The 25,400-nt window shown below is 68.9% G+C and carries 23 protein-coding genes; 7 read left to right on the top strand and 16 right to left on the bottom strand.

The window, feature by feature from the left end; all coding sequences use genetic code 11:
• Nucleotides 1–79: 79 nt before the first annotated feature.
• The 4 genes from AC5RUW_RS13890 to AC5RUW_RS13875 are packed head-to-tail and all read left to right on the top strand — an operon-like array spanning nucleotide 80 to nucleotide 4,385.
• Nucleotides 80–1,366: a cytochrome P450 gene (locus AC5RUW_RS13890; protein WP_494161222.1), complete on the top strand. Its 1,287-nt coding sequence runs from the start codon at nucleotides 80–82 to the stop codon at nucleotides 1,364–1,366.
• A gap of 21 nt (nucleotides 1,367–1,387) precedes the next feature.
• Nucleotides 1,388–1,711, top strand: coding sequence for a 2Fe-2S iron-sulfur cluster-binding protein (locus AC5RUW_RS13885; protein WP_494161221.1), 324 nt, complete (start codon nucleotides 1,388–1,390; stop codon nucleotides 1,709–1,711).
• A 2-nt stretch (nucleotides 1,712–1,713) separates the two neighbouring features.
• Nucleotides 1,714–2,952 (top strand): NAD(P)/FAD-dependent oxidoreductase, encoded by a 1,239-nt coding sequence (locus AC5RUW_RS13880; RefSeq protein WP_494161220.1) that lies wholly within the window; start codon nucleotides 1,714–1,716, stop codon nucleotides 2,950–2,952.
• Between the two features lie 44 nt (nucleotides 2,953–2,996).
• Entirely contained in the window at nucleotides 2,997–4,385 is a 1,389-nt protein-coding gene (locus AC5RUW_RS13875; protein WP_494161219.1) for an MFS transporter, read from the top strand.
• A 134-nt stretch (nucleotides 4,386–4,519) separates the two neighbouring features.
• On the opposite strand, the gene AC5RUW_RS13870 is transcribed toward AC5RUW_RS13875, so the two are convergent.
• Entirely contained in the window at nucleotides 4,520–5,551 is a 1,032-nt protein-coding gene (locus AC5RUW_RS13870; protein WP_494161218.1) for an isopenicillin N synthase family dioxygenase, read from the bottom strand.
• A gap of 43 nt (nucleotides 5,552–5,594) precedes the next feature.
• Nucleotides 5,595–6,551, bottom strand: a complete 957-nt coding sequence (locus AC5RUW_RS13865) for a hypothetical protein (RefSeq protein WP_494161217.1) — start codon at nucleotides 6,549–6,551, stop codon at nucleotides 5,595–5,597.
• A 131-nt stretch (nucleotides 6,552–6,682) separates the two neighbouring features.
• Here AC5RUW_RS13865 and AC5RUW_RS13860 point away from each other — a divergent pair, with 131 nt between their 5' ends.
• On the top strand, nucleotides 6,683–6,982 hold the full coding sequence (locus tag AC5RUW_RS13860) for a type II toxin-antitoxin system VapB family antitoxin (RefSeq protein WP_494008184.1): 300 nt from the start codon (nucleotides 6,683–6,685) through the stop codon (nucleotides 6,980–6,982).
• A gap of 76 nt (nucleotides 6,983–7,058) precedes the next feature.
• Here the strand turns inward: AC5RUW_RS13860 and AC5RUW_RS13855 are convergent, their stop codons facing one another.
• A complete protein-coding gene (locus AC5RUW_RS13855; RefSeq protein WP_494161216.1) occupies nucleotides 7,059–7,763 on the bottom strand; it encodes a DsbA family oxidoreductase in 705 nt (234 codons plus the stop codon).
• Nucleotides 7,764–7,791: 28 nt separating this feature from the next.
• Nucleotides 7,792–9,180, bottom strand: coding sequence for an amino acid permease (locus AC5RUW_RS13850; protein ID WP_494161299.1), 1,389 nt, complete (start codon nucleotides 9,178–9,180; stop codon nucleotides 7,792–7,794).
• 202 nt (nucleotides 9,181–9,382) lie between these two features.
• Here AC5RUW_RS13850 and AC5RUW_RS13845 point away from each other — a divergent pair, with 202 nt between their 5' ends.
• A complete protein-coding gene (locus AC5RUW_RS13845; protein WP_494161215.1) occupies nucleotides 9,383–10,321 on the top strand; it encodes a LysR family transcriptional regulator in 939 nt (312 codons plus the stop codon).
• On the opposite strand, the gene AC5RUW_RS13840 is transcribed toward AC5RUW_RS13845, so the two are convergent.
• From AC5RUW_RS13840 to AC5RUW_RS13795, 10 genes are all read right to left on the bottom strand, one after another.
• Nucleotides 10,318–11,517 carry a thiolase family protein gene (locus AC5RUW_RS13840; protein ID WP_494161214.1) on the bottom strand — a complete coding sequence of 400 codons (1,200 nt, stop codon included), beginning with the start codon at nucleotides 11,515–11,517 and terminating at the stop codon, nucleotides 10,318–10,320. The genes AC5RUW_RS13845 and AC5RUW_RS13840 overlap by 4 nt on opposite strands.
• A gap of 45 nt (nucleotides 11,518–11,562) precedes the next feature.
• Nucleotides 11,563–12,798 carry an acyl-CoA dehydrogenase family protein gene (locus AC5RUW_RS13835; protein WP_494161213.1) on the bottom strand — a complete coding sequence of 412 codons (1,236 nt, stop codon included), beginning with the start codon at nucleotides 12,796–12,798 and terminating at the stop codon, nucleotides 11,563–11,565.
• 59 nt (nucleotides 12,799–12,857) lie between these two features.
• Nucleotides 12,858–14,273 carry an MFS transporter gene (locus AC5RUW_RS13830; RefSeq protein ID WP_494161212.1) on the bottom strand — a complete coding sequence of 472 codons (1,416 nt, stop codon included), beginning with the start codon at nucleotides 14,271–14,273 and terminating at the stop codon, nucleotides 12,858–12,860.
• Complete coding sequence (locus tag AC5RUW_RS13825; protein WP_494161211.1) at nucleotides 14,270–14,761, bottom strand: acyl-CoA thioesterase; 492 nt, start codon at nucleotides 14,759–14,761, stop codon at nucleotides 14,270–14,272. Before AC5RUW_RS13825 ends, AC5RUW_RS13830 begins: the two co-directional genes overlap by 4 nt.
• Nucleotides 14,758–15,969 (bottom strand): CaiB/BaiF CoA transferase family protein, encoded by a 1,212-nt coding sequence (locus AC5RUW_RS13820; protein ID WP_494161210.1) that lies wholly within the window; start codon nucleotides 15,967–15,969, stop codon nucleotides 14,758–14,760. The genes AC5RUW_RS13825 and AC5RUW_RS13820 overlap by 4 nt, the downstream gene beginning before the upstream one ends.
• Nucleotides 15,970–16,006: 37 nt before the next feature.
• Complete coding sequence (locus AC5RUW_RS13815; protein ID WP_494161209.1) at nucleotides 16,007–16,894, bottom strand: 3-hydroxyacyl-CoA dehydrogenase family protein; 888 nt, start codon at nucleotides 16,892–16,894, stop codon at nucleotides 16,007–16,009.
• A gap of 79 nt (nucleotides 16,895–16,973) precedes the next feature.
• Complete coding sequence (locus AC5RUW_RS13810) at nucleotides 16,974–17,768, bottom strand: enoyl-CoA hydratase/isomerase family protein (RefSeq protein WP_494161208.1); 795 nt, start codon at nucleotides 17,766–17,768, stop codon at nucleotides 16,974–16,976.
• Nucleotides 17,769–17,790: 22 nt separating this feature from the next.
• The gene (locus AC5RUW_RS13805) at nucleotides 17,791–19,812 is read right to left on the bottom strand and encodes a TRAP transporter permease (protein WP_494161207.1); all 2,022 of its coding nucleotides are present in this window, start codon (nucleotides 19,810–19,812) and stop codon (nucleotides 17,791–17,793) included.
• Nucleotides 19,802–20,950, bottom strand: a complete 1,149-nt coding sequence (locus AC5RUW_RS13800; protein WP_494161206.1) for a TAXI family TRAP transporter solute-binding subunit — start codon at nucleotides 20,948–20,950, stop codon at nucleotides 19,802–19,804. Before AC5RUW_RS13800 ends, AC5RUW_RS13805 begins: the two co-directional genes overlap by 11 nt.
• A 62-nt stretch (nucleotides 20,951–21,012) precedes the next feature.
• Complete coding sequence (locus AC5RUW_RS13795; protein WP_494161205.1) at nucleotides 21,013–21,750, bottom strand: enoyl-CoA hydratase/isomerase family protein; 738 nt, start codon at nucleotides 21,748–21,750, stop codon at nucleotides 21,013–21,015.
• 245 nt (nucleotides 21,751–21,995) lie between these two features.
• On the opposite strand from AC5RUW_RS13795, the gene AC5RUW_RS13790 reads away from it, so the two are divergent.
• Nucleotides 21,996–23,171 carry an acyl-CoA dehydrogenase family protein gene (locus AC5RUW_RS13790; protein WP_494161204.1) on the top strand — a complete coding sequence of 392 codons (1,176 nt, stop codon included), beginning with the start codon at nucleotides 21,996–21,998 and terminating at the stop codon, nucleotides 23,169–23,171.
• Between the two features lie 72 nt (nucleotides 23,172–23,243).
• Here AC5RUW_RS13790 and AC5RUW_RS13785 read toward each other — a convergent pair whose 3' ends face one another.
• Both AC5RUW_RS13785 and AC5RUW_RS13780 read right to left on the bottom strand, forming a co-directional pair.
• Nucleotides 23,244–23,816 (bottom strand): TetR/AcrR family transcriptional regulator, encoded by a 573-nt coding sequence (locus tag AC5RUW_RS13785; protein ID WP_494161203.1) that lies wholly within the window; start codon nucleotides 23,814–23,816, stop codon nucleotides 23,244–23,246.
• A complete protein-coding gene (locus tag AC5RUW_RS13780; RefSeq protein WP_494161202.1) occupies nucleotides 23,803–25,329 on the bottom strand; it encodes an MFS transporter in 1,527 nt (508 codons plus the stop codon). Before AC5RUW_RS13780 ends, AC5RUW_RS13785 begins: the two co-directional genes overlap by 14 nt.
• Between the last annotated feature and the right edge of the window lie 71 nt (nucleotides 25,330–25,400).

The following is a 25,400-nucleotide window of genomic DNA, read 5'->3' as shown; positions in this document are numbered from 1 at the left end:
GCGAATAATTGTTCTTTTCCTGATGATATGGCACGGGTCACACTGGCTGGGCACGCTTTCCCGAGTCAGGAGATCAACGATGACCGCCCCTGAGACCACACCGCCCGCCGCCTGTCCGTTCAGCGGCGCGGCCCCGGCCGCCTCGGCCGCCGAGCCCCAGGCCTCCCCGCCGTCGACGGCATCCGCAGGAGCGGTGCGCGAGGCTCCGGTGGCGGACTGGGTAACCATCGCGGACCTCTACCGCAACCCCTTTCCCTTGTACCAACGGATGCGGCAGGAGGCTCCGGTGCACTGGGTGCCGGCTGTCAACCGCTACATGGTCACCAGCTACGCGGCATGCCATCAGATCGAGCAGGACGCGGAGACCTTCAGCGCCAATGAAAACGGCTCCCTGATGAAGCGCTCGATGGGTCATTCCATGCTGCGCAAGGATGATCCGGAGCACGCCGTCGAGCGGGATTCCTACGGCAGCACCCTGCGGCCAGGCACCATCAAGAAGCACTGGAACGCCATCTTCGCGGCGAACAACGACACCTACCTTGCCGAGCTGCAGGCCAAGGGCCCCCGCGCGGACTTCATCTGGGACTACGCTGCCCCTTACGCCGCCGAAAACCTGCGCCTGATCTGTGGTTTCCACAACGCCACGCAGCAGGACATGCAGCGGTGGAGCCAGACCATGATCGACGGGACCGGCAACTACGCCGACGACGCCGAGATCTGGGCCAAGAGCGCCCGATCCTCCGCCGAGGTGGATGCTGCGATCGATGAGATGCTGCCGTACCTGCGGGCCAACCCCGACCATTCGCTGCTCTCCGGGCTCGCATCGCTGCCCATTCCGCTGGAATCAGTGCGTGCCAACCTCAAAATGACCATCGGCGGAGGCCTCAACGAGCCGCGCGACGTGCTCGGCACCACTGTCTGGGCGCTGCTGAGCAACCCGGAGCAGCTGGCCGACGTCCTGGCGAATCCCAAGCTGCACGCCGTCGCCTTCGAGGAATCCGTCCGCTGGGTGGCGCCTATCGGCATGTACCCGCGGGAGACCACCCGGGACACCGTCCTTGAGGGTGTACATCTGCCGGCCGGGTCGCGGCTGGGCGTGGTCCTCGGAGCGGCCAACCGTGACCCGGCAGTGTTCGAAGACCCTGAGACCTTCAACATCCATAGGCCGAAGAAGCCCCACCTGGGCTTCGGCGGCGGGGCGCACTTCTGCGCCGGCACCTGGGTGGCCCGCGCCCAGGTGGCCCAGGTGGCGATGCCCGCCCTGTTCGAGCGCCTGCCCAACCTGCGGCTGGATCCGGACAACGCCGCCGTCGACGCCGGGTGGGTCTTCCGCGGCATGACCAAGATGCCCGTCCTCTGGGGCTAGTCCGACCTTCAAGGAGAAAACATGAACACTGTTACCTTTGTCCAGCCGTCCGGAGCAGCCAAGGCCGTCACCGTGGAAAGCGGCACCTCGCTGATGCGCGCCGCCGTGACCAACGGCATCGACGGGATCGTGGGGGAGTGCGGCGGCCAGGCCATGTGCGCCACCTGCCACGTCTATGTGCGACCCGAGTACGCCTCCGCGCTGCCGGACATCAGCGAAGACGAAGACGAGATGCTTGACTGCACCACCGCCGACCGGACTGAACGGTCGCGGCTTGGCTGCCAGATCCGCGCCGCCGCGGACCTGGACGGCATCGTCGTGGACATCCCGTCGGAGCAGGTCTAGCCATGGGTGTCGTCATCATCGGCGGCGGGCACGCCGGGCTGCAGGTAGCCGACTCGCTGCGCAGCGGCGGCTATGCAGAGGGCATCACCGTGGTCAATGAGGAACCGGGGCTGCCCTACCAACGGCCGCCGCTGTCCAAGGACTACCTGCTGCCGGGCAAGGACCCTGCCAGCCTGCCCCTGCGTGGCGCGCAGTTCTACTCGGAAAAGGGCATTGACCTGTTGGACGGCGTTGCCGCGCTCCGCATCGACCGCCGGGCGCGGGAGGTCGCCCTCAGCAACGGGGCCTTTCTTTCCTATGACCATCTGGTGCTGGCCACCGGGGCGGCCAACCGGGTGCTGGCCTGCCCCGGGGCGGCCCTGCCGGGCGTTCACGGATTGAAAACCCTGGGCGACGCCGAGGAGCTCCACGGCGAACTGGCCGCCGCTCGCAACGTGTTGGTGGTGGGGGCCGGATTCATCGGACTGGAGTTCGCCGCCGCAGCCCGGGCACACGGCTGTGCCGTTACCGTGCTCGAGTTCGCGCCCCGGCCGATGGGGAGGGCTCTGAGCCCTGTCATGGCGGACTTCTTCGCCGCCGCGCATTGCGAGAGGGGCGTGCAGCTGAGACTGAATGAAGGCATCGAGGCCTTCGAAGCGGCGCCGAACGGACGGGTGGGCGCCGCCGTCTCCACGGCGGGAACCCGCTACCCGGCCGACCTGGTGGTCGTCGGCGTCGGCGTGGTGCCCAATGACGCCCTTGCCGCGGCGGCGAACTTGGACACGGGCAACGGGATCCTCGTGGATGAAGCCCTGCGCACCTCTGACCCGGCCATCCTCGCGGTCGGCGACTGCGCTAACTTCGTCAGCCCCCACGCCGGGGGGAGGATTCGCTTGGAGTCGGTCCAAAATGCCACGGACCACGGGCGTCATGCCGCCCGGACCATCCTCGGCGCGCCGGAGGCCTACTCCGACCTGCCTTGGTTCTGGAGTACCCAGGGCGGCCTCCGGCTGCAGATCGCCGGGCTGTCCGCACCGGGCGACCAGACAGTGGTCCAAGGGGACCCTGCCTCGGGCCGGTTCTCCGTCCTGTGCTTCCGAGGGGGCCGGCTGGCGGCGGTGGAATCTGTTAATTCCCCGGCTGACCATATGGGCGCCCGCAAAGTGCTCGCCTCCGGTAAGGGCCCCAAGCTTGAGCAAGCGGCGTCCCCGGACTTCAGTCTTAAGGCTCATGCTCGCCACGTGCTCCCAAGTTTTGCCTAATCCAGTGCCCGCCTAGGGACACTATTCCACCTCCAGGAGAAATCATGAGCACAGCACTCTCCGACACCAAGGTAGGAAGCACGCAGCGTCGTGTGGCCTTCGCTACCATTGTCGGGACAACAATTGAGTGGTACGACTTTTTCATATACTCAACAGCGGCAGGGCTCGTATTCGCTCACTTGTTCTTTGCCCCTGCAGGCGAGTCGATCGGCCTTTTGCTGGCGTTCGCATCGGTAGGCATCAGCTTCCTCTTCCGCCCGTTGGGAGCCTTCCTTGCGGGGCATTTCGGAGATAAGCTTGGTCGGCGTCCCATGCTGGTTTTCACGCTTATCCTTATGGGGATTTCCACCTCGCTCATCGGTGTTCTGCCCACCTACGAAACCGCCGGGCTGCTGGCACCAGTCGTACTGCTTTTGCTGAGGATTCTCCAAGGAATCTCTGCCGGCGGTGAGTGGGGCGGCGCCGTACTGATGTCCGTGGAGCACGCTGCCCCGGCCCGTCGTGGACGCGCGGGTGCCCTCCCGCAACTAGGCGTCCCTCTGGGGATGCTCCTCGCCTCGGGTGTCACTGCCGTTATGACCGGCTGGATTGCCCCTGGGGAAGCGTTCGTCGAGTGGGGGTGGCGTGTGCCGTTCCTGCTCAGCATCGTCCTGGTGGGGGTCGGTTATCTGGTGCGCCGGGCCGTCGACGAGTCACCGGTCTTCATGGAGATTGCCGAGAAGAAGAAGCAGCCCAAGGTCCCGGTCGTAGAGTTGTTCCGCAGGCACTGGCTGTTAGTACTCCTAGCCGGGCTGGTATTCGCTGGCAACAATGCTGCTGGTTATATGGCTACGGGTGGATTCATACCCAGCTATGCAACCGGGGACGCAGTAGGCCTCGACCGCACTGACGTGCTGCTGAGCATTACCTTCGCCGGAGCCATGTGGTTTGTTTTTACCCTGCTCAGCGGTTTCCTCGCGGATATGATTGGCCGGAAGCGCACCTACCTGATCGGCTTCGCGGCGCAGGCGTTGATGGTTTTCCCGCTGTTCTGGCTTATCAATACAGGTTCCTTGCCGCTGCTATATCTGGCACTAGGACTGTTCACCTTCGGGCTGGGAATGAGTTACGGTCCGCAAGCTGCTTGGTACAGTGAAATCTTCCCCGCCTCAGTTAGGTTTTCGGGTGTCTCCATCTCCTATGCGCTTGGAGCCATCCTTGGAGGTGCGTTCGCCCCCACGATTGCCCAAGCGCTTCTCAATGCGACGGGCACGAGCACAGCGGTCTCGCTATACCTGTTGGTCATGACCCTCATATCGATCGCGGCAGTCCTGATTCTGCGGGATCGGCCTGGAATCGACCTGTCTGTCAGCAACCAAGCTGAACAGGAAGTGGGCGCAACCATCTTCGATAAGCGGGGGACGTCCACCTTTGACCGGGCGCTAGCTGAATGACAGAAGAGGTCCTGCGTTTCTCAGAGCCTTCATGAAAGCCTGAGCGACCTAGGGGCCTCGAACAAACAAACACGACGGCGCCGCCCGGCTGAACAGCCGGGCGGCGCCGTCGCACTGTGTGAAAGGCTCTGACCCTACTTCTTGGTCAGCAGGTGCGGGTGGTGCAGCTCGGCGACCTGCGGGTGCGCACGCAGCCAGCCCTTCAGGACGTTGTTGCCGTAGGAGGCCAGCATCGGGTTCTCCGGATCATCGGTGATCCCGCGGGACTGCTCGGCCAGGGCCGGCGGCAGCTGTACCGGGTCGATGACCGAATCCAGGCGCGGGGACCAGAAGAACGGGATGGCGTACCGGTCCACGCCGGGTGCCGGCGCCAGCACCCGGTGGATGGTGGCGGACAGGTAGCCCTGCGTGGCGACCTCGAGCATCTCGCCGAGGTTGACCACCAGGGCGCCCGGAATCGGTTCCACCGGAATCCAGGTGTCGGTGCCGTGCGGGCGCACTTCGAGGCCGCCGACCTCGTCCTGCAGCAGCAGGGTCACGAAGCCGTAGTCGGCGTGCGAACCCACGCCCTGGGTGCCGGCCTCCTGCACGACGCCGCCGACGTAGTGAATCAGCTTGGCCATCCAGGCCGGGGTGCCCTCGAACGGTTCGCTGAAGTGGTCTTCGGGCAGCTCCAGCGAGACGGCGATGGCGCTCAGCAGCTCCGCGCCCACCCGGCTCATCTCCTCGGCCCAAGCCATGGACGCCTCTCGCAGCTCCGGCAGCTTGGTGTCCGGGAACAGGTTCGGGCCCTGGACCAGCCAGTACGGCTGGTCCGCGGGGTACTCGGCCACCGGCTCGCGCTCCGGGCCGAAGTCCACCTGCTCGCGGGCGTCGGGGCGGCCCTGGGTGATTTCGGTGCCGAGGCGGGTGTAGCCGCGGAAGTGCGGCGAGCGGCGGTTGTCCAGCTCCAGGCGGTCCTCCAGCGGCAGGTCGAAGAACCGCTTGGTGACCTCGAACAGCGGCTCCACCATCTGCTCGGCGGGGCCGTAACCGACCAGCTGGAAGAAGCCGATGCGGTGCGTGGCCTCACGCAGCTGGTCAATGAAATCCGGGTTGAACGTGCCGTCGGGGCGGCGGGCGGTGCTCAGGTCAAGGACAGGGATCGACTGGGGAATCGCGCTCATTCCGGCAACGTATCACCGGGTGAAATCAACTATGAAGCGAATGTTACGAATTGCTGTGCCGCGCGGTTTCGGCCTTCTCCAGCGTCTCCGGCGGGGCACCCAGCGGGCCCAGACCGGCGTCGTCGTCCGCCTCCCCGGCCGCGACGGCGGCCCACCGGGCAATGAACACCGCGCCGGCGTCGTCGTGCACCAGCTCCCCGGCGGTGAGCACCGGATACGGCACCGCGGGCACCCCGTCCGCCGGGCGCACATCCACGTGCGCGACGTCGAAACCCCGGGCATGCAGTTCATCGGCCATCGCGTAGTCGGTCCGGGAATCGCCGATGGTGCGCCACACCGCCGGCACCGGCGCCCCGGCCTGCTCCAGCAGCTCCAGCACCCGGCGCACGCCGAGGTCCTTGCCGGCCTCCACCGCCTCGATGTCGGTGGAGATGATCGTCGGATCCACCCGGTAGGGCACCGAACCGTCGACGGCGGGCAGCACCTGCCCGAGCCGGCGGATGCCCAGGCCGCGGCGGGCGGCAAGGCCGAGGACGGCGAGTTCGAAGTCCTCCTGCACAGCCAGATAGTCGGCATTGGCCACGTCCACCCGCTGCTCCACGGAGAGCATCGCGAGCTTGGTCTCGTCGAAGAACATCCGGTCCGCGAACCGCTCCGCCACCAGGACCCGCACGTCGGCGGCGAACTCGCCGGGCAGCCGGTGCCCGGGATCGACCTGCGGCTGGTCCGGGCCGTCGCCGGTGAACGTGAACCACACGCCGCCCTTCTCGCACACCGCGAGCACCCGCACGTCAGCGGGCAGCCCGGCGGCGATCATGGGGTTCATCACCTGCTCCACGATGAAGTCCACCGAGCGTCCCGTGTTGAAGGCCACCGGCCAGCCGGCAACGGCCAGGCGGACCAGGTTCTCGATGATCTCCGGCCGTACGGTCCGGGACTCGGGGCTGGCCACCGGCCCGTCGACGTCGAGCAGCAGGCCCCAGGTGTTCGCGGAAGTCATGCCTCCAGTATTCCCGGTTTCGTCCCGGGGCTGCGACGGAGGCCAGCGCCGGAGCCCCGGGGGATGGCGCGCGGGACGGCGCGGGCCGTGTCCGCTGGGTCTGCGGGCGGTTCGTCTCGTACTCTTGATTGGTGATCTTCAAAGCTGTTGGCGATGGCCGCCCCTACCCCGAGCACGGATACGAGACGCCCAAGGACTGGGCGTCCGTTGCCCCGCGGCAGGTCCGGCTCGATGAGCTGGTGACCACGAAGTCCACCCTGGATCTCGGGGCCCTGCTGGCCGAGGACTCCACCTTCTTCGGTGACCTGTTCCCGCACGTGGTGCAGTGGAAGGGCACCATGTATCTCGAGGACGGGCTGCACCGCGCCGTGCGCACCGCGCTGCACCAGCGCACCATCCTGCACGCCCGCGTGCTGGTGCTCGACGAGTAGGGCACGCACCGCTTAAACATCGGAGGGCCGTGCAGGTGCACGGCCCTCCGGCGTTTAAGCTCCCGGCTGCTCCGGCTCAGCAGCCGTCCGGCCCGCAGGCGGGTCCGTCGGTGCCGGGCGCGACCATCTGCAGCGGGTTGGCGTCCTGCCAGGCCTTCTCCAGCGCGCCGGTGAACACCTCCGCCGGCTGGGCTCCGGAGATCCCGTAGCGGCGGTCGATGACGAAGAACGGCACCCCGCTCACGCCCAGCGCCCTGGCCTCGGCGATGTCCTGCCGGACGTCGTCGGCGTAGTCGTCGCCGGCCAGCGCTGCCCGCACCCGGCCGGCGTCCAGCCCGGCGTCGACGGCGATCGCGGCCAGCACCTCGACGTCGCCGATGTTCCGGCCCTGCTCGAAGTGGGCCGAGAGCAGCGCCTCCTTGACGGCGTCGGCCGCCGCGGGGCCGCCCAGCTCCCGGGCGGCGTGGATCAGCCGGTGCGCGGTGAAGCTGTTGGCCACCACGAGGTTCTCGAAGTCGTAGGCCAGGCCCTCGCCGCGGGCCTGCTCGGCCACATGGGCGAGCATGCCCGACATCTGCTGCGGGTCCATGCCCTTGCGCTCGGACAGGTACTGCAGCTCGGTGCCGTCGTAGTGCTCCGGCAGCGACGGGTCCAGCTGGTAGCTGCGCCACTGCACGTCCACTTCGTCCTTGTGGGCGAAGCCCTCCAGCGCCGTCTCGAAGCGGCGCTTGCCGATGAAGCACCAGGGGCAGGCGATGTCGGACCAGATCTCGATTCTCATGCCGGAAAGAACCTCCGCCGGGCCCGAATCATTCCGCCGCGGAGCGGGCCGGAGCGGCCGCGGGCGCCGCGCCGTCGTCGGCTCCGGTTTCATCCGCGAGCTCCGCGCGGAGCCGCCCGTCCCCGCGCACCCAGAGGCGGTAGGCGACGAAAAGCAGCGCGATCCAGGCCGCGCCCACGATCAGGGCCACCCGGGTGCCGGGCATGACGCCGAGCAGCACCACGATAAAGACCATGAACGCCAGCGCCGCGTAGGAGGCCACCGGCCAGAACGGCACGCCGAACTCCGAGGCGGGCAGGCCGCGGCGCTTGATGTCCCGCTTCATGGCGATGTGCGAGAGCAGGATCATCACCCACACCCACACCGTAGCGAAGGTGGCGATCGAGGCGATGATGGTGAACAGCTCTTCCGGCAGCAGCGCGTTGAGCACGACGCCGACCAGCAGCACCACCGCCATGACGGAGACCGTCAGCCACGGCACCCCGTGCCGGGACACCCGGGCGAAGGCGGCCGGGGCCTGGCCCTGCCGGGCGAGCCCGTACATCATGCGGCCGGCGCCGAAGGTGTCGGCGTTGATGGCGGACAGGGCCGCGGTGATGACCACCGCGTTGAGGATGTGCGCGGCGGCAGGAATGCCCAGCGAATCGAAGATCTGCACAAACGGGCTGGTGGAGCCGTCAATGTCCTGCCAGGGGAAAATCATCATCAGCACGGACAGCGCACCGACGTAGAAGATCAGGATGCGCAGCGGCACCGTGTTCACGGCCGCCGGGATGGCCTTCTTCGGCTCTGCGGCCTCGCCGGCGGTGATGCCAATGGTCTCGATGCCGCCGAAGGCGAACATCACGATGGAGAAGGAGGCCAGCAGGCCCCAGAACCCGTTGGCGAAGAAGCCGCCCGAGCCGAGCATGGTGTCCAGGCCCGGATTGGCGCCGTCCTCCAGCCCGAAACCGAACAGGATGATCGCCGCGCCGCCGAGGATCATGGCGATGATGGCGCTGACCTTGATGATCGACAGCCAGAACTCGGTCTCGCCGAACACCTTCACCCGCATCAGGTTCAGCGCGCCGATCAGCAGCACGACGGCGAGGATCCAGATCCAGCGCGGCACGTCCGGGAACCAGAAGCCCATGTAGATGCCGAACGCGGTGACGTCGGCGATGGCCACGATCGCCATTTCGAAGGCGAAGGTCCAGCCGGTGATGAACCCGGCGAACGGGCCGAGGTAACGGCTGGCGTACTGGCCGAAGGAGCCGGAGACGGGATGCCGGACCGCCATTTCACCCAGGGCCCGCATGACCAGGAAGACGGCGGCGCCGCCGATCATGTACGCGAGCAGGACGGCGGGACCGGCGGACTGGATGGCGGAGGCGGATCCGTAGAACAGGCCGGTGCCGATGGCCGAACCGAGCGCCATGAAGCGGATGTGCCGGACGTTCAGCCCGCGGGCCAGTGCCTGGGCGAAGGAGGACTTCAAGAAAAACGCACCTTGGAGATCGGGGAAGGGCAGCTGAAGAAGCGGCCAATCCATGGTACGCCTGCGCGGCGGGGCGGGCTGTTCGGGGAGGATTGGGGGGGCCCGACCGACCGTCCGGAAAGCCGCGTACTAGGATGGCCGGGTGGAGGTACATAAGGCGGCTGCTTTCCTCGCCGTAGCCGAGGAACTGCATTTTGGGCGGGCTGCCCAGCGCCTGCACATGGCCCAGCCGCCGCTCAGCCGGCTGATCCGCCAGCTGGAGGCCGAGCTGGGGGCCGACCTCTTCATCCGGAACACCAGGCACGTCACCCTCACCCCGCAGGGCAAGGCTCTGCTGGATCCGGCCCGGGAACTGGTGCGCCTGGCCAAGCAGATGAAGGACGTGGTCCAGAAGTCCAAGAACGGGGAGATCGGGCACGTCCGGCTCGGTTTTGCCGGGGCCTCCGTCAACCAGGCGGTGGGAGAACTCGCCCGCCGCATCAAGCGGCAGCGGCCTGGAATATCCCTGGAGTTGTTCAGCTCGCAGTTCTCCCACCTGGGCCTGCAGAAGGTCCTCGACACGTCCCTGGACCTCGTCATCGGCCGCTGGGACTTCCTGCCGGCTGAAATCGACTCCCGTCTCCTCGCCCACGAGGAGCTGCTCATTGCCCTGCCGGAGAGCCACCGGCTGGCGGGCCAGGAGGATGTGGCCGCCGCGGACCTGGCCGAGGAACCGTGGCTGGTCCTGCCCGGCGGTGCCGGCGCGACCCTGCCAAACCGCCTGAACACACTGGCCATGACCGCCGGCTTCGTGCCGCGGATCGTGCAGGTGGCGCCCGACTCGTCGACCCAGGTGGTCCTGGTCGGCGCGGAAATGGGTGTGGCGCTCACGCTCTCCAGCGTCCGGGAACACGTGCCCTCGCGGGGCGTGGTCTACAAGCCGCTGCGGCAGGAGCAGAAGCCGGTGGAGGTCAGGCTGATTTGGCGGCGGGGAGATCCCAACCCGGCCCTCCGCGCGGTGATCGATGTGTCCCGCAGCGTTTTCCCCGCCGAGCAGGTGCCGGCCCCGGCGGCGGAACCGCCGGGGCCGGGACCGGCTTAGGGCCGCTCGAGCAGCAGCGCGGTGCCCTGGCCGACGCCCACGCACATGGTGGCCAGGCCCTTTGAGGCTCCCTCGCGCTCCATGCGGCCGAGCAGCGTCACCACCAGCCGGGACCCGGAGGATCCCAGGGCGTGGCCCAGGGCGATCGCGCCGCCGTCGCTGTTGACCACCGCGGGATCCAGCCCCAGCTGGCGGACGCAGGCGACGGACTGGCTGGCGAAGGCCTCGTTGAGCTCCACCGCACCCAAGTCTTCGACCTTCCAGCCGGCCCGGTCGAGCACCTTGCGGGTGGCCGGCACCGGGCCGATGCCCATGACCTCCGGGCGGACACCCACCGAGGCGCCCTGGACAATCCGGGCCCGGGTCGTCAGTCCGTACTTCGCTGCGGCGCGCTCCGAGACCACGAGGATCGCTGAGGCGCCGTCGTTCAGGCTGGAGGAGTTGCCGGCGGTGACCACCGAGCCGCCCTCCACGACCGGCCGCAGCCGGGCCAGCACCTCGGCGGTGGTGCCGGGGCGCGGGCCTTCGTCCGTGTCGACGACGCGGGTGCTTCCCTTGGGGCCCGGGACCGTGACGGGCACGATCTCGTCCCGGAAACGGCCCGCCTCGATCGCGGCCAGGGCCCGTTCGTGGGAGGCGACGGCAAACGCATCGGCGTCCTCGCGGCTGACTCCCTCGACCTCGGCGACTTCCTCGGCGGTCTCCGGCATGGAGTAGGTCAGCTTGTCCCGTTCGAAGAACCGGGGGTTGGTGAAGCGCCAGCCGATGGACGTGTCGTACATCCGGCCCGGCTTCGCGAACGCCGTCGTCGGCTTCGACATCACCCAGGGCGCCCGGGACATGGATTCGACGCCGCCGGCCACCACGATGTCCGCGTCGCCGCTGCGGATCATCTGCGAGGCGAGGATGATCGCGGACAGCCCCGACGCGCACAGCCGGTTGACCGTGATGCCGGGGACCGTGTCGGGGAACCCGGCCAGCAGCCATGACATCCGCGCCACGTTGCGGTTGTCCTCGCCCGCGCCGTTGACGTTGCCCATGATGACCTCGTCCACGTCGGCGGGGTCCACCCCTGCGTCCTCGACGGCCCGCCGGATCACCAGGGCGGCCAGGTCATCCGGGCGGACGCCGGACAGGGCGCCGCCGTAGCGGCCCACCGGGGTGCGGACGCCGCCGGCCAGATAAGCTTCCTGCATTTTCGTTTCCAATCCGTGGGTTGGCCCGATGCGTGCGCCCGGGGCTTAGTTGAACGCGGAGATGCCGGTGATGTCCCGGCCGACCAGCAGCGACTGGATGAAGTCGGTGCCCTCGTAGGTGGAGACGACTTCCATGTCCGTCAGGTGGCGGGCGACGTGGTGCTCCAGGAGCATGCCGTTGCCGGCCAGCAGGTCCCGGGCCTCGTTGCAGATCCACTTGCCCTTCTGGGCGGTGGCCATCTTCACCATCGAGGCCTGCGCGCCGGTCAGCTGCCCGCGGTCGGCCAGCTCGGCCATGCGGTTGCAGAGCAGCTGCATGGCGGTGAGTTCGCTGAGCATGTTGGCCAGCCGGTTCTGGACCAGCTGGTAGCTGCCGATCGGGTGGCCGAACTGCACCCGGCTCGCGGCGTAGTCCCGGGCGATTTCGAAGGCCGCCATGGCGTGGCCCACCGCTTCCCAGGAGGCACCGCCGCGGGTTGCCTTCAGTACCCGGGACACGCCCTTGAAGGACTCGCACCGCTCCAGCCGGTTCTCCGCCGGGATCCGCAGCTCCTCGATCACGATGTCGGCCTGCTGGATGGCGCGCTTCCCCACCTTGCCGGTGATGACCTCGGGCCGGTACCCCTCCGGGTGCTTCCCGTCGGCGCCCTTCTCCACCACGAAAGCGTTGACCTGTCCGTCCTCGGTGTTGCGGGCGAAGAGCACGACGACGTCGGCGGCGTGGCCGTTGCCGATCCACCGCTTGTGCCCGTTCAGGACCCAGGAGTCGCCCTCGCGGCGGGCCGAGGTTTCCAGGGCCACGGAGTCCGATCCGTGGTCGGGTTCGGTCAGGGCGAAGGCACCGGTCTTCTCCAACCGGGCCATGGCAGGCAGCCACCGGGCCTTCTGCTCGTCGCTGCCGAGCACATTGATCGCGCCCATGCACAGATTGCCGTGGACGCCAAGGAAGGTGTTGATGCTGCCGTCCACGCGGGACATTTCCCGCGCGACCATGCCGGCGGCCTTCCGGCTGAGGCCCGGGCAGCCGTAGCCTTCGATCGTGGTGCCGATGATGCCCAGCTCCGCCAGCCCGGGCAGCAGCTCCCAGGGGAACTCGGCCCGCTCCCAGTACTCATTGATCAGCGGCTTGACCTGCTCCTCGGCGAAGGCCCGCACCTTGTCCCGGATGGCCAGCTCTTCGGGCGTCAGGTCCTCGTCCAGCATGAAGTAATCGGATGTTGCAGCGCCCATACGGGCGGCAGCGGCGGCAGGTGCGGCTGCAGCGGCGGGGGTGGAAGTCATGGAAGGGATCCTTTCGTCAGGTGCAACAGAATCGGAGGGAAGCTCAGTCGGAGAAACAGTTAGGGGTGGGCGGGTGGGGCCGGGCCGATGATCCGCAGTCCCGCCAGCAGGCCGGCAGCCGCCACGGCCAGCGCCGGGAAGATCAGCAGCGGAAGGTCAGCGGCGTAGGCGAGGGACACCAGGGAGTAGCCCGCGGCCATGGCCAGGAAGCGGATCATGTTGTGGATGCCCACGGCCGTTCCGGACCCGCCGGCCGGCGAGGACACCAGTTCGGTGGCCGCCGCGCTCTGGGCGAAGGCGATGCCCGCGCCGGCGAGCACCAGGCCCGCGAGCACCAGCGGAATGGTCCACGTTCCGGCGGCGTCCGGCTGCTGCCCGGCCGGCAGCATCATCGCCGCGGCGACGAGGCCGGCGGCCGCGATCAGCAGCCCGGTGCCGGCGGCCAGCTGCCCGGAGGTGCCCACCCGGGCCCCGAGCCGGGCCGCCAGAGGGCCGGCCACGATCATGGTGAGCGCCAGCGGCAGGATCAGCACGCCGATCTCCGCCGGTTCCCGCCCGAGCTTGGAGGCGAGGAACAGTGGAACCGCCACGATGAACACGGCCAGGGAAGCCATGGACAGCCCGGCTCCGGCGGCGGCCAGGGCGAAGCCGCGCCCGCGCAGCAGAGCCGGATCCAGCAGCGGCCGCAGCGGCCCGGGCAGGGCGGTGTCCCGGCGCAGCCGGCGCCGGGTCAGGTGGGCAAAGAGCGCCCAGCTGGCCACGGCACCGAAACCGAGCAGCACGGCCGCCAGCCACACCCCGCCCTGCCCGGCCAGCACGATCGCGGTGGCTGCCGTCCCGCCGCCGGTCACCAGCCAGAACAGGGCCGAGGCATGCACCGGCGGGCGCTGCCGCCGTGCCGCCGGCACCGAAAAGGCGAGCAGCACCATCAGCACCAGGACCGCCGCGGCGTGCACCAGGAACACGGACCGCCAGCCGAACGCCTGGGTGACGAAGCCGCCAAACGGAGGCCCGATGGCCTGGCCCAGGCCGATCGCCGAGGCCCAGGCGCCCATGGTCGCTCCGCGCCGGTCCGGCCACAGATGCACCAGGGCCGCCTGCACGGCGGGAGGAATGGCGCTGCAGGCGGCACCCTGAAGCGCCCGGGCGCCGATCAGCGCCGCGGTTCCGGAGGCCAGCGAGCCCAGGACGCCCGCGGCTACCAGCACCCCCAGGGCCGTGATGAGCAGCCTGCGAGTTCCAAACCGGTCGCACAGCCAGCCGGCCAAAGGCACCGTCGTGGCCATCGCGACCGTGAACACGCTGACCGCCAGCACCGCTTCGGGCGCGCTCATGCCCAGCTCGTTCTGGATGCGGTACAGCGGCGCATTGATCATGTTGGCCGCGAGCGTGCCCATGGTCGTCGTCGCCAGCAGGGCGGGATAGGCGATGCGCCGCCTGCCCTCCTCGGGCACCCACCGGGCCGGCCGGCTCATGCACGCCGGGTCCCGGCGGGGGCGGCCGGCGCCGGGGCCCGGCTGCCGTCGTCGTCGTCCCCGCCCGGTCCCGCACCGTCATCCTGAACCAGAAGCCCGGACAATACCTCGCGCACGGTCGCGGGCAGCGGCACGGCCCGTCCGGTCTGCGGATCCATATGGACAAGCACGGTTTGGGCCCGGGCCGCGACCTGCCCGTGCTGCACCAGTTCGCAGAGCAGGGTGAAGGAGGTCCGGCCGACGCGCAGGACCGTGAGCCGTCCGGTCAGCTGCGGTCCGTGGTCCACGGGCCGCAGGTAGTCCAGGTGCAGCGAGACCACCACGCGGGGCTGGGCCGGATCCGGCACGCCGTCGGCTCCCAGCCAGTGCGCGAGCGCGGCCAGGCGCGCCTCTTCGATCAGCGTGACAACGCGCGCGTTGTTCACGTGCCGGTTCACGTCCTGGTCAGACCAGCGCACCGCCACGTCGGTGGTGAAGACCCGGTTCATGACGCCCGGGAGACGGCGGTCCGGCCGGTCCCGAGCCAGGCCAGGATCAGGTCCCGGTCCGCGTCGAGGATGGGTGGGGCCTGCCCGTAGTCCACCGGGGTCCGGCTGAAGTCCACCGGGTGCCGGACGGTGGGGATCTGGCGGTCTCCGGTTCCGGCCACGGCCACCGGGTTCAGGCCCAGGCTCTCGGCGAGGCGCACGCCCTCGTCCACGTTCAGGATCGGGGCGCAGGGAACCTGCACTGCTTTGAGCCGCTCGAACCAGTCCTGGGCGTTGCGGGTGCTCAGCTGCCCGATCATGAGCCGGCGGAGGTCGGCGCGGTTCGCGTTGCGGGCCGCGGGCGTGCTGAACCGCTCGTCCGCGGCCAGCTCGGGCACCCCGAGGCAGGCGCACAGCCGGCCGAACTGCCCGTTGTTGCCGACGGCGATGACGATGTCCTTGTCCCGGGCGGGGAACGGCTCGTAGGGGTAGAGGCTGGGGTGCTCGTTGCCCATCCGGGTCGGCACCGTGCCGCCGGCCACGAAGGCGGCGGTCTGATTGACCAGCCCGGACAGCGCCGAGGAGAGCAGGTTCAGCTCCACGTGCTGGCCCAGGCCGGACTCCTGCCGCTCATGGAACGCGCCCAGGACGCCGATGGCCGCGTGCAGCCCGGTGATCACGTCGAACAGGGCGACGCCGGCCCGGTACGGCTCGCCGTGCTGGCTGCCGGTCAGGCTCATCATGCCGGACAGGGCCTGCGCCAGCAGGTCATACCCGGGCAGCTCGGCGCCGCCGTCGGTGCCGAAACCGGTGATCGAAGCGTAGACCAGGTCGGGGCGCCAGGCGCTGACGGAGTCGTAGTCCAGCCCGTAGCGGGCCAGGCCGCCGGGCTTGAAGTTCTCCACCAGGATGTCCGCCCGGGCGATGATGGATTCGGCGATGTCCCGCTGGTCCGGATCGGAGAAGTCCAGCGCAATGGAGTGCTTGTTGCGGTTGACCGACAGGAAGAACGTGCTTTCGCCCTCCCGCTGGGGCGGGGTCCAGGCGCGGGCGTCATCCCCGGCCGGGCTTTCGACCTTGATCACGGTGGCGCCCATGTCGGCCAGCAGCATGGTGCAGTAGGGGCCCGCCAGGACGCGGGTGAAATCGGCCACCACGACGCCGGCGAGCGGGCCGGTGCCGGGCCGGCCAAAGACGGCGAACAGATCCTCTGCCGCGGAGCTGGACATGTGTGGTTCCTTCCTTCGAGCGGACGTCGGGCGCGGTTCAGGCCTGGGCCGCATACTCATACCAGCCCCGTCCGGACTTGCGCCCGTAATGGCCCTGCTCGTACAGCTTCTGCAGCGAGGGGTGGGGCAGATCGGACGGGTTTCCGGTCTGCTCGTGCTCGGCGGCCCGGACCAGGTACGCCACGTCGATGCCGACGAGGTCCATCAGCTCGAAGGGGCCCATCGGGTGACCGAGGGCTGTGCGCGCGGCGACGTCGATGTCCTCGAAGCTGGCAATGCCCGCGGCCTCCAGTTCCAGGGCCTCGTTGCGCAGGGCGCGCAGCAGCCGGTTGGCCACGAAGCCGGGAATCTCCCGGTTGAGGCGGACCGGCTGCTTGCCCAGCTTCTCGGCCAGCGCGACGGTGGTGTCCATGGTTGCGTCGGACGTCTGCGGATTGCGGACCACTTCCACGCAGGCCATGACCAGGGCCGGGTTGAAGAAGTGCATGTTGCACACCCGGTCCGGCCGCCCGGTGGCGTCCATCAGCAGCGAGGAGGGGATGGTGGAGGAGTTGGTGGCCAGGATGGCGTGTTCCGGGGCTGCGGCGGCGAGGTCCGCGAAGAGCTTCTTCTTGATGTCGAGCCGTTCAACCGCTGCTTCGAGAATGAAGTCCGCGTCCGCCGCGGCGGCCAGCGAATCCGTGGTCCAGCTCATCCGGGCCAGGGCCGAGTCGATGTCGTCCTGGCTGCGGGTGCCCTTCTCCGCCATCCGGGCCAGACGACGCCGTACCTCGTCCCGGGACCGGTCCAGTGCGGCGGTGTCGAGGTCGCTGGTGGTGACCTCGTATCCGGCCAGCGCAAAAAGCGCAGCGATCTGGGTGCCCATGGCGCCGGAGCCCACCACGAGGATGCGGTGGATGGCGTCGATGTTCGGCTGGGGATTCATGGTTCTCCTTGCAGGGGATGTGCGGGGGTGGATGCGCGGGGCGGCGGCATCAGGACGGGGGCGGGGACAGGACGGCGGTTCAGGCGGAGCCGGTGAACTGGGCCGGGCGCTTCTCCAGGAAGGCTGCGGCGCCCTCGGACTTCTCGTCGGCGGCGTAGAGCAGGGACTGGGCCAGGCGCTCCAGCAGCAGTCCCGTGCGCTGGTCGGTTTCGGCTCCGCCGCTGATGATCAGCTTGGCCAGGCGGACGGCGAGGGGGCCCTTGGCGAGGATGGTCCGGGCCGTGTCCCGGGCAGCGTCCAGCAGCTGCTCGGCCGGGACCACGCTGGTGACCAGGCCGATGCGCAGCGCCTCCTCGGCGTCGATGATCCGGCCGGTGAGGATCAGCTCCTGCGCCCGGCCCAGACCGATGAGGCGGGACAGGCGCTGGGTTCCGCCGGCCCCGGGAAGGATGCCGAGGTTCGCCTCCGGCAGCCCGAACCGGGCCGGGGAGGAAGCGATGCGGATGTCGCAGGACATGGCCAGTTCATTGCCGCCACCCAGCGCGAACCCGTTCACCGCCGCGATGGTCGGCTTCTCGAAATCCTGGATCCGGTCATACAGGCGCTGCATCCGTGCCCGGAGCCCGTCCTGCAGCGTGTACCCGGCCAGCTGGGTGATGTCCGCGCCGGCGACGAAGGCCTTCGCCCCGCTGCCGGTGAAGATGACCGCGCCGACGGCGGAATCCGCCTCCAGGGTGTCCAGCGCGGCGTCGAGGCCGTCCAGCACCGACCGGTTCAGGGCGTTGCGTACCTCGGGCCGGTTGATGGTGACGACGGCTATCCGCTCGCTGATGTCGGTGAGGACCGGGGAACTGCCCGTACTGGTCTCAGTCATGGTGGTGGGATCCTTTCGAGGGTCAGGGAACGGTGGGGGCGGGCGAGGACGGAACCGGTGCGGCGTCGGCGGAGGCGGCATCGGTGTCGGCGTCGGGACCCGGTCCGGGCGCCTTCACGGCCAGCAGGCTGAGCAGGACGCTTGCGGCCACCAGGAGGATGCCGGCGACGGCGGCGATAACCGTGGGCAGGAACAGCAGGAACCCGCCGGCCGCGGCGACGAAGCGCAGCGGCACCGGCATCCGCCGGTCAAAGCCGACCACCCAGCCCTCGATCGCGGAGGCCAGGGCGTATACGCCCACGATGCTGAGCACGAAGGCCAGCAGGATCCGCCCGGGGGAGTCCTGCGCGACCAGGGCCGGGTTGAGCGCGAAGCCGAATGGAACGATGTACTTCACCGCGCCCAGCTTCATGGCCGCGATGCTGGTGGCCATGGCGGGGGCCTTGGCCAGGCCAGCGGCGGCGAAGGCCGCCAATCCCACCGGTGGGGTGATGTAGGAGACGGAGGCCCAGTAGATGACGAACAGGTGGGCGGCGAGCGGGTTCACGCCCAGGTCCACCACGGCCGGAACCATGACGATGGCCAGGAAGACGTATGCGGCGGAGATGGTCATGCCCATGCCGAGGATGAAGCAGGTGATCGCGCCGGCAATGAGGATGAGCACCACGTTGTCGCCCACGAGGGCCACGAGCTCGCGGGCCAGGGAGAGGCTGACGCCGGTGGCGGTCAGGCCGCCCACGATCAGCCCGACGCCCGCGATGATGCCGATGATGTTGCTCAGGGTCTTGCCGGAGTCGACCAGGAAGTCGGTGAACTCGCGGAAGCCGAACTTCTGTCCCGGACGCAGGACGGCCACCAGGAGCAGGACCAGGATCACCCAGTACGGAACCTGGGTCTCCGAATTGGTCACGAACAGCATGCCGGTGAGCAGGACGAGGGCCAGCACGTAGGGCCAGCCGCGAAACAACGTCGGCAGGGTCCGGGGCAGGGTGGCCACCGGTGCGCCCTTGAGGCCCTTCCGGGCGGAGTAGCCGTCCACCTGGAGGTAGATGCCCAGGAAGTAGAGCACGGCGGGAATGGTCGCGGCGATCAGGATCTCGGTGTAGGGCACGCCCACGAAGGAGACCATGAGGAAGGCTGCGGTACCCATGATCGGCGGGGTGATGGATCCGCCGGAGGACGCAGTGGCCTCAATCCCGCCGGCGTAGGTGGCGCTGAAGCCGTTGCGCTTCATGGCCGGGATGGTCATGGGGCCGGTGGTCAGGACGTTGGAGACGGCGCTGCCGCTCATCATGCCCATGGCCGCGCTGCTGGCCACCGAGACCTTGGCGGAGCCGCCGCGGTAGCGGCCGAAGATGGACATCGACAGGTTGTGGAAGAAGTCCGCGCCGCCGGTGTGCTGAAGCGCGACGCCGAAGACGAGGAATCCGACAAGGATGGTCGCCGCGGTCTGCAGGGGCAGACCGAGGATGCCTTCGGCGCCCATGACATGGACCTGGGCGAGGGTGGGCAGGTCGTAGGTGACGCCCTGCAGGACCGGGATCGGCAGGTACTTGGCAACCAGCGGATAGAGCGAGAAGGCCAGGGCGATCAGCGTGACGACCAGGCCTCCGGTGCGCCGCAGCGCTTCGAGGACCACCAGCCACAGGATGAAGCTGGCCGCGGTGGCGGTATCAGGGGCCATGTACTCCCAGCCGAAGGTCTTGATGCGCGTTCCGTTGACCGCCAGGTAGATGCAGACGGCGGCGGTGACCAGCATCAGCGCGACGTCGAACCAGCGGACCGGGCCTTCGACGGCGACGTCGGGGTTGTCCGATCGCCGGCTTTCGACTTTCTCGGCCACCGGGATCTTCCGGACCGGGTTGACGATGAAGACCACCGGCAGGAAGACGGCGAGGATGAGGTAGAGGTAGGAGTTGGTCAGCAGGGATAGCCCGGCCACATTCCAGAAGAAGACCTGGTTCATGGTCAGCAGCACGCCCAGCACGGTGAGGACGATGACGGCGATCCGCCAGGGCGGGGTGAGGCGGGTGTCAGTTTTCATCGTCGGCCCCCTCGGCGTCGAGCTCGGTCTTCTTCCATTCGGTCCAGTTCCGTTCCAGCTCCTCCGGCTCGGAGGAGTCGAGGATGCCCGGCCACGCCTCGCGCATCCGTTCCCCGCGCTCGATCAGTTCGTTGTTCTTCCGTTCCAGCTCCTCGGTCCAGACACCCTGCTCCTCGAAGTAGCGGACCGTGCCCTCATGGAAGGGAACCACCAGCGGCTCCTTGAGGACCGCTTCGAAGGAGAACTGGCTGGTGTCCGGTGTGGTGGTTTCGTAGTGCTCGTAGTTCTCGACCATGGCCTTCACGAGGTTGTAGACCTCGTCGGCATCTTGGGACCCCATCGTGGTGAGCGGAATGGTGTATTCGAGGACCTTGACGGGCTCCCCTTCGGGCGCACCGGCCGCATCGGTGACCTCGCCGACGGTGACCATGGGCATCAGCTCCTCCCAGGTTTCGTAGCGGGCCGGGTCCGGATCGTCGAAGGTGAGCCACTTGACGTCCATCTTCGAGGCGAGCTCGTTGATGTTGGAGCCCACCACGTTCTGGTAGAGGGCATCGATCTGGCCCGATTCCAGCCCGGCGATCTGCTCGCCGTAGGCGATCGGCACCTTCTGGACGTCCTCGCCGGTGAGGCCGCCGTAGTTGAGGAAGCCTTCCATCTTGTTGTTGATCGAGGTGTTGGCCGTCAGGTTCGGGAACCGCTTGCCTTCCAGGTCCGCGAAGGTCTCGATGCCGCTGTCCTCGCGGACCAGCAGCCCGTAGTTGCCCAGCGGTGCCCAGACGAGGCGGAGGTCCTGCGGCCCCCACTCGGGGGTGGCGTACTCGTAGTCGCCCTCGAAGGCGTAGTAGTACTCGTCGCCGGCTCGGGAGTAGTCGATGGTCCCGTTGACCAGCGGAGCGAGCCGGCCGATTCCGGTATCGGCGGTCATCAGGCGCACCTGCACGTTTTCCTCGGCGGTGAGGGTGTTGGCGATGGCGGCGAGGTCGTTATATGTGCCCGTGCCGACGTTGTAGGTGGACCAGACGAGCTGCCGGGGCAGGCCGTTTTCGCCCACTTCGTCGCCGCCGGCGGCGCAGCCGGTCAGCGCCAGCAGCGCGACGGCGGCCCAGGCGCCGCGGCGGGGCTTGAATGTCCTCATATTGACCTTTCGACGGTGAAAGAGCGGTGCAAAGAATGGGGGAAACGGTTCGGGCGCAGGCGTCAGTGCCCGAAAAAGGAGGGATCACGGCGTTCGAAGAACGCCGTTTTCCCCTCGAGGAAGTCGGTGGTTTCAAACAGGGCCGGCTGCTGCTGCTGTTCGAACCGCAGGGCGGCCTCCAGCGTGCCGGACGAGTGCAGCAGCCCCCGCTTGACGGCGGACACGGACAGCGGGGCCCGGGCGGCCAGCTCCGCGGCGCAGGAGAGCGCGTGCGGCAGGACGGAGTCCGCGGGCACGACCTCGTCCGCCAGGCCCGCCTGCACTGCCCCAAGTGCGTCCAGCGTCTGGCCCTGGAGCAGGATCCGCCTGGCCCGGGCCGGGCCCACGCGCTGGCTCAGGGAATGCAGCAGGCCGCCGTCGGGCACCAGCCCCAGCCGGGTGAAGGGAAAGAGGAACCGGGCGTCGTCGGCGGCGATGACGAGGTCGCTGACGCAGGCCAGGCCGACCGCGACGCCGGCCGCGGGCCCGCGTACCGCCGCGACGACAGGTTTTTCCAGGCCGGCGAGGAAACTGATCAGCGCGCCGACGTCCGCCATGCGGGCCTCGCCCTCCTCGCGCCGGGGCGGAGGCATGGCGGCCAGGTCCCCGCCGGCGCTGAAGGCGGACCCGGCGCCGGTGAGCACGATGGCGCGCAGACCGGGGTCCGCGGCGGCTGCCTGAAGCGCCCGGTACAGCTGGTCCCTCATCTGCGTTCCGAAGGCGTTGCGGCGGGGTTCATCAGTGAGGGTCAGTACGGTCACCGGCCCTCTCGCACTGATCTCAACGCGGGGAGAGCCGGCTGGCAACGTGGGGGATGAGCCGGGCACAGAAACCTCCAGAAGGTCCGTTTGTCGTGTGGATCACATTTGCACGGCTGTTGGGAGACTTCAAATACATAATTTGCCCGCCTTTGATACTTAGAAGGTAAATATCCGCGCGCGGGCAGCCAAACGCTGAGGAAGTGCGCAATTCTCAAGAGGACAGAAGTTCCGCACAAGGAGGATTTATGACCGCCGCCATCGACCTGCTCAGCCTGGATGCAGATCTGCTGCCCGAGGAGCTGGAAACCAGGGCGGCGGTCCGCGAGTTCGTGGACCGGAGAATCCGGCCCAACATCGCCGCCTGGTACGAGAATGCGGTTTTCCCGCTGGAAATCGTTCCGGAAATGGCGGAGCTGGGCCTGCTCGGGATGCACATCCACGGCTACGGCTGCGCCGGAAAGACCGCCGTGCAGTACGGCATCGCCATGCAGGAGCTCGAAGCCGGAGACTCCGGCCTGCGCACCTTCGTCTCGGTGCAGGGATCCCTGGCCATGTCGGCGATCGCCAAGCACGGCTCCGAGGAACAGAAGCAGCACTGGCTGCCGCGCATGGCACGGGGAGAGGCGATCGGCTGCTTCGCGCTGACGGAGCCGACCGCCGGCTCGGACCCCTCCACGATGGCCACCACCGCCGTCCGCGACGGCGACTCCTGGGTGATCAACGGCGCCAAGCGGTGGATCGGCCTGGCGTCGGTGGCCCAGGTCGCGGTGGTCTGGGCGAAAGCCACGGAGGAGGACGGCACACAGCGTGTCCGGGGCTTCCTGGTGCCCACGGACACCCCGGGGTTCAAGGCCACGCCGATCGAACCGAAGCTGTCCATGCGCGCGTCCATCCAGTGCGACATTGAACTGACCGACGTCCGGCTTCACCAGGACGCGATCCTGCCGCATAACCCCGGGCTGAGGGGGCCATTCTCGTGCCTGAACGAGGCCCGGTACGGCATTGTCTGGGGTGCGCTCGGCGCCGCCCGGGACAGCTTCGAAGCCGCCCTGGCCTACGCCCAGCAGCGCGTGCAGTTCGACAAGCCGCTGGCCGCCTACCAGCTCTCCCAGGAGAAGCTGGTCAACATGGCCCTGGAAATCCAGAAAGGCCAGCTCCTGGCCCTGCGGATTGGCAGGCTCAAGGACGCGGGCCGGCTCGAAAACCACATGATTTCCGCCGGGAAGCTCAACAACTGCCGGGTGGCCATCGAGATCTGCCGCGAGGCCAGGACCATGCTGGGCGGCAACGGCATCACCCTCGACTACTCGCCGCTGCGCCACGCCAACAACCTGGAGTCAGTGCGCACCTACGAGGGCACCGACGAGGTGCACACCCTGATCCTGGGCCAGCACCTCACCGGGCACGCCGCCTTCCGTTGAGCACCAGGCCGCTGGCCGGGCAGCCCGCCTGCCCGGCCTTGACGCCGTGCGCGGGCCACCGCGCACCTGTTGCTAGGGGTCAGCCAGTTCCAGCAGGTGCGCCCGGGCGGCGGCCAGCTCGTCCGCGGTGAGGTACGGGCTGCCCGCGGAGGCAGCCAGCCCTTCGGCCGCGTGCTGCACGACGATGCTTCGCGCCGGATCGATTCCGTCGGCGGCAAACGCCTCCCGCCAGGACTTCGCGTCGCGTTCCATGAACTCCCCGATGCCGGGCAGGGTGCCGACGGCGGCCGTCAGCCCGGTGGGGGCGAATACCTGGGCCACGGTGTCACCGCCCTCGGTCAGGGCCCGGACATAGGCGCGCAGCAGCTTGCCGGGGCGGTTCTCCGCGAGGTCGACGTGGGCGCGGACTTCGGTCCACAACCGTTCGGCGGCGTCTTCGACAAGGGCCAGCAGCAGCGCGTCCCGGCCGGGGAAGTGGTGCAGCAGCCCGCTCTTGGAGATCCCGGCGGCGGCGGCGACGTCGGCGAGGGACACCCCGCCGCCCTGCTCGGCGACCAGCCGGGAGGCGGCGTCGAGGATGCCGCGCCGGGTGCGTTCCTTATCCCGGCTGCCTTCCCGGCCGCCGGCCGGTTCAGTGCCCGACATGCTGCTGCTCCTGAGCTCCGGTGGGAGACGGGATGACGCGCCAGGCAATCGCGGCGGCCAGCACCAGGATCCCGGCGGCGACATAGCTGGTCAGTTGCATGGCGCCGGTGAAGGCATGCTGCGCCTGCTCAATCAGCGCGGGGTCGGTGAGCCGGCTGCTGGCCGAGGCGAGCGAGTCCTCCAGCGCCGCGCTGTCTGCCGCGCTGAGGTCCGCAGGCGGGGTGAGGTTGGCGCGGTAGAGCGCGGTCTGCAGCGAGCCCAGCACGGCGATGCCCAGCGCCACGCCCAGCTCGTAGCCGGTCTCGGAGATCGACGCCGCGGCGCCGGCCCGTTCCCGGGGCGCGGCCGCGACGATCGCGTCGGTGGACAGGGCCATCGCCACGCCCACGCCCAGGCCGAGCACGGCCAGTGCCAACCCGATGCCCCAGTAGGTGGGCAGCCCTTCCGCCAGGCCCAGGCCGGCCAAACCCAGGGCGGCGGTACCCAGCCCCGCGCCGATGGCTCGGCCGCGGCCCAGCCGCGTCAGCAGGACGCCGATGAACGCGATCACCAGGATGGAGGTCACGGTCACCGGCATCTCGGCGATGCCGGCCATCAGGGGGCCGTAGCCGCGGACCAGCTGCAGGTACTGGGAGAAGAAGAACAGCAGGCCGGTGAACGCGAAGATGGACAGCGTGTTGGCGACCACCGCGCCGCTGAACGCCGGGATGCGGAACAGGTCGATGTCGACCAGGGGGTGCGGCAGGCGGCGCTGCCGGCGGACAAAGATGATGCCGGACAGCACGCCGGCGGCCGCCGTGGCCGGCACGGTCCAGTCCAAGCCGGTGCCGACGGCGTGTTTGACCGCGTAGACCACCGGCACGATGGCGAGCACCGACAGCACGGCGGAGAGCAGGTCCACCCGCCCGGAGTTGGGGTTGCGGGATTCGGGCAACAGGATGAGGCCGGCCACCAGGACCACCACCATGATCGGCACGTTGATCAGGAATACCGAGCCCCACCAGAACCGTTCCAGCAGCGCCCCGCCGACCAGCGGACCCAGCGCGGCGCCGCCGGTCGCCCCGGCGGACCAGACGGCGATGGCGCGGGTGCGCTGGGCCGGGTCCTCGAACATGTCCCGCACGATCGACAGGGTGGAGGGCATGATCGTGGCGCCGGCGACGCCGAGCAGCGCCCGGGCGGCGATCAGCAGTTCCGCGGAGGGGGAGTAGGCGGCGATCAGCGAGGCGATGCCGAAGGCCGTGCTGCCGATGATCAGCAGTTTCTTGCGGCCCACCCGGTCCGCGAGGTTGCCCATGGGAATCAGCAGGCCGGCCAGCACGAACGAGTAGATGTCTCCGATCCACAGCAGCTGCGTGGCGGTCGGGGAGATCTCGGCGGTCAGTGCGGGAACGGCCAGGTACAGGACGGTGGCGTCCACGGCGAGCAGGACGACGGCGAGCATCAGGACACACAGGGCCAGCCATTCCCGGCGGCCGGCCTGGCGGTAGGTGGTTGTGGGGGAGGAAGCCATGCCTCCACGCTACGGACCATTTGGTCGGTTAAGCAAACCGATCGGACGGCACAGGAACGGAAGGGGGCCCG

It is taken from the genome of Arthrobacter sp. Y3222053 (genome assembly GCF_059092805.1).
Note: the sequence above shows the minus strand (reverse complement) of the source record. Positions and strands in the feature narration are given on the sequence as shown.

Bases quoted from the DNA above. Each gene is read 5' to 3' on its own strand.
- AC5RUW_RS13885 (WP_494161221.1), top strand. From the start codon at position 1,388: ATGAACACTGTTACCTTTGTCCAGCCGTCCGGAGCAGCCAAGGCCGTC.
- AC5RUW_RS13875 (WP_494161219.1), top strand. From the start codon at position 2,997: ATGAGCACAGCACTCTCCGACACCAAGGTAGGAAGCACGCAGCGTCGT.
- AC5RUW_RS13810 (WP_494161208.1), bottom strand. From the start codon at position 17,768: ATGACTGAGACCAGTACGGGCAGTTCCCCGGTCCTCACCGACATCAGC.
- AC5RUW_RS13790 (WP_494161204.1), top strand. From the start codon at position 21,996: ATGACCGCCGCCATCGACCTGCTCAGCCTGGATGCAGATCTGCTGCCC.
- AC5RUW_RS13815 (WP_494161209.1), bottom strand. From the start codon at position 16,894: ATGAATCCCCAGCCGAACATCGACGCCATCCACCGCATCCTCGTGGTG.
- AC5RUW_RS13825 (WP_494161211.1), bottom strand. From the start codon at position 14,761: ATGAACCGGGTCTTCACCACCGACGTGGCGGTGCGCTGGTCTGACCAG.
- AC5RUW_RS13820 (WP_494161210.1), bottom strand. From the start codon at position 15,969: ATGTCCAGCTCCGCGGCAGAGGATCTGTTCGCCGTCTTTGGCCGGCCC.
- AC5RUW_RS13800 (WP_494161206.1), bottom strand. From the start codon at position 20,950: ATGAGGACATTCAAGCCCCGCCGCGGCGCCTGGGCCGCCGTCGCGCTG.
- AC5RUW_RS13870 (WP_494161218.1), bottom strand. From the start codon at position 5,551: ATGAGCGCGATTCCCCAGTCGATCCCTGTCCTTGACCTGAGCACCGCC.
- AC5RUW_RS13855 (WP_494161216.1), bottom strand. From the start codon at position 7,763: ATGAGAATCGAGATCTGGTCCGACATCGCCTGCCCCTGGTGCTTCATC.
- AC5RUW_RS13880 (WP_494161220.1), top strand. From the start codon at position 1,714: ATGGGTGTCGTCATCATCGGCGGCGGGCACGCCGGGCTGCAGGTAGCC.
- AC5RUW_RS13890 (WP_494161222.1), top strand. From the start codon at position 80: ATGACCGCCCCTGAGACCACACCGCCCGCCGCCTGTCCGTTCAGCGGC.
- AC5RUW_RS13850 (WP_494161299.1), bottom strand. From the start codon at position 9,180: ATGGCGCTCGGTTCGGCCATCGGCACCGGCCTGTTCTACGGATCCGCC.
- AC5RUW_RS13835 (WP_494161213.1), bottom strand. From the start codon at position 12,798: ATGACTTCCACCCCCGCCGCTGCAGCCGCACCTGCCGCCGCTGCCGCC.
- AC5RUW_RS13840 (WP_494161214.1), bottom strand. From the start codon at position 11,517: ATGCAGGAAGCTTATCTGGCCGGCGGCGTCCGCACCCCGGTGGGCCGC.
- AC5RUW_RS13865 (WP_494161217.1), bottom strand. From the start codon at position 6,551: ATGACTTCCGCGAACACCTGGGGCCTGCTGCTCGACGTCGACGGGCCG.
- AC5RUW_RS13785 (WP_494161203.1), bottom strand. From the start codon at position 23,816: ATGTCGGGCACTGAACCGGCCGGCGGCCGGGAAGGCAGCCGGGATAAG.
- AC5RUW_RS13830 (WP_494161212.1), bottom strand. From the start codon at position 14,273: ATGAGCCGGCCGGCCCGGTGGGTGCCCGAGGAGGGCAGGCGGCGCATC.
- AC5RUW_RS13805 (WP_494161207.1), bottom strand. From the start codon at position 19,812: ATGAAAACTGACACCCGCCTCACCCCGCCCTGGCGGATCGCCGTCATC.
- AC5RUW_RS13780 (WP_494161202.1), bottom strand. From the start codon at position 25,329: ATGGCTTCCTCCCCCACAACCACCTACCGCCAGGCCGGCCGCCGGGAA.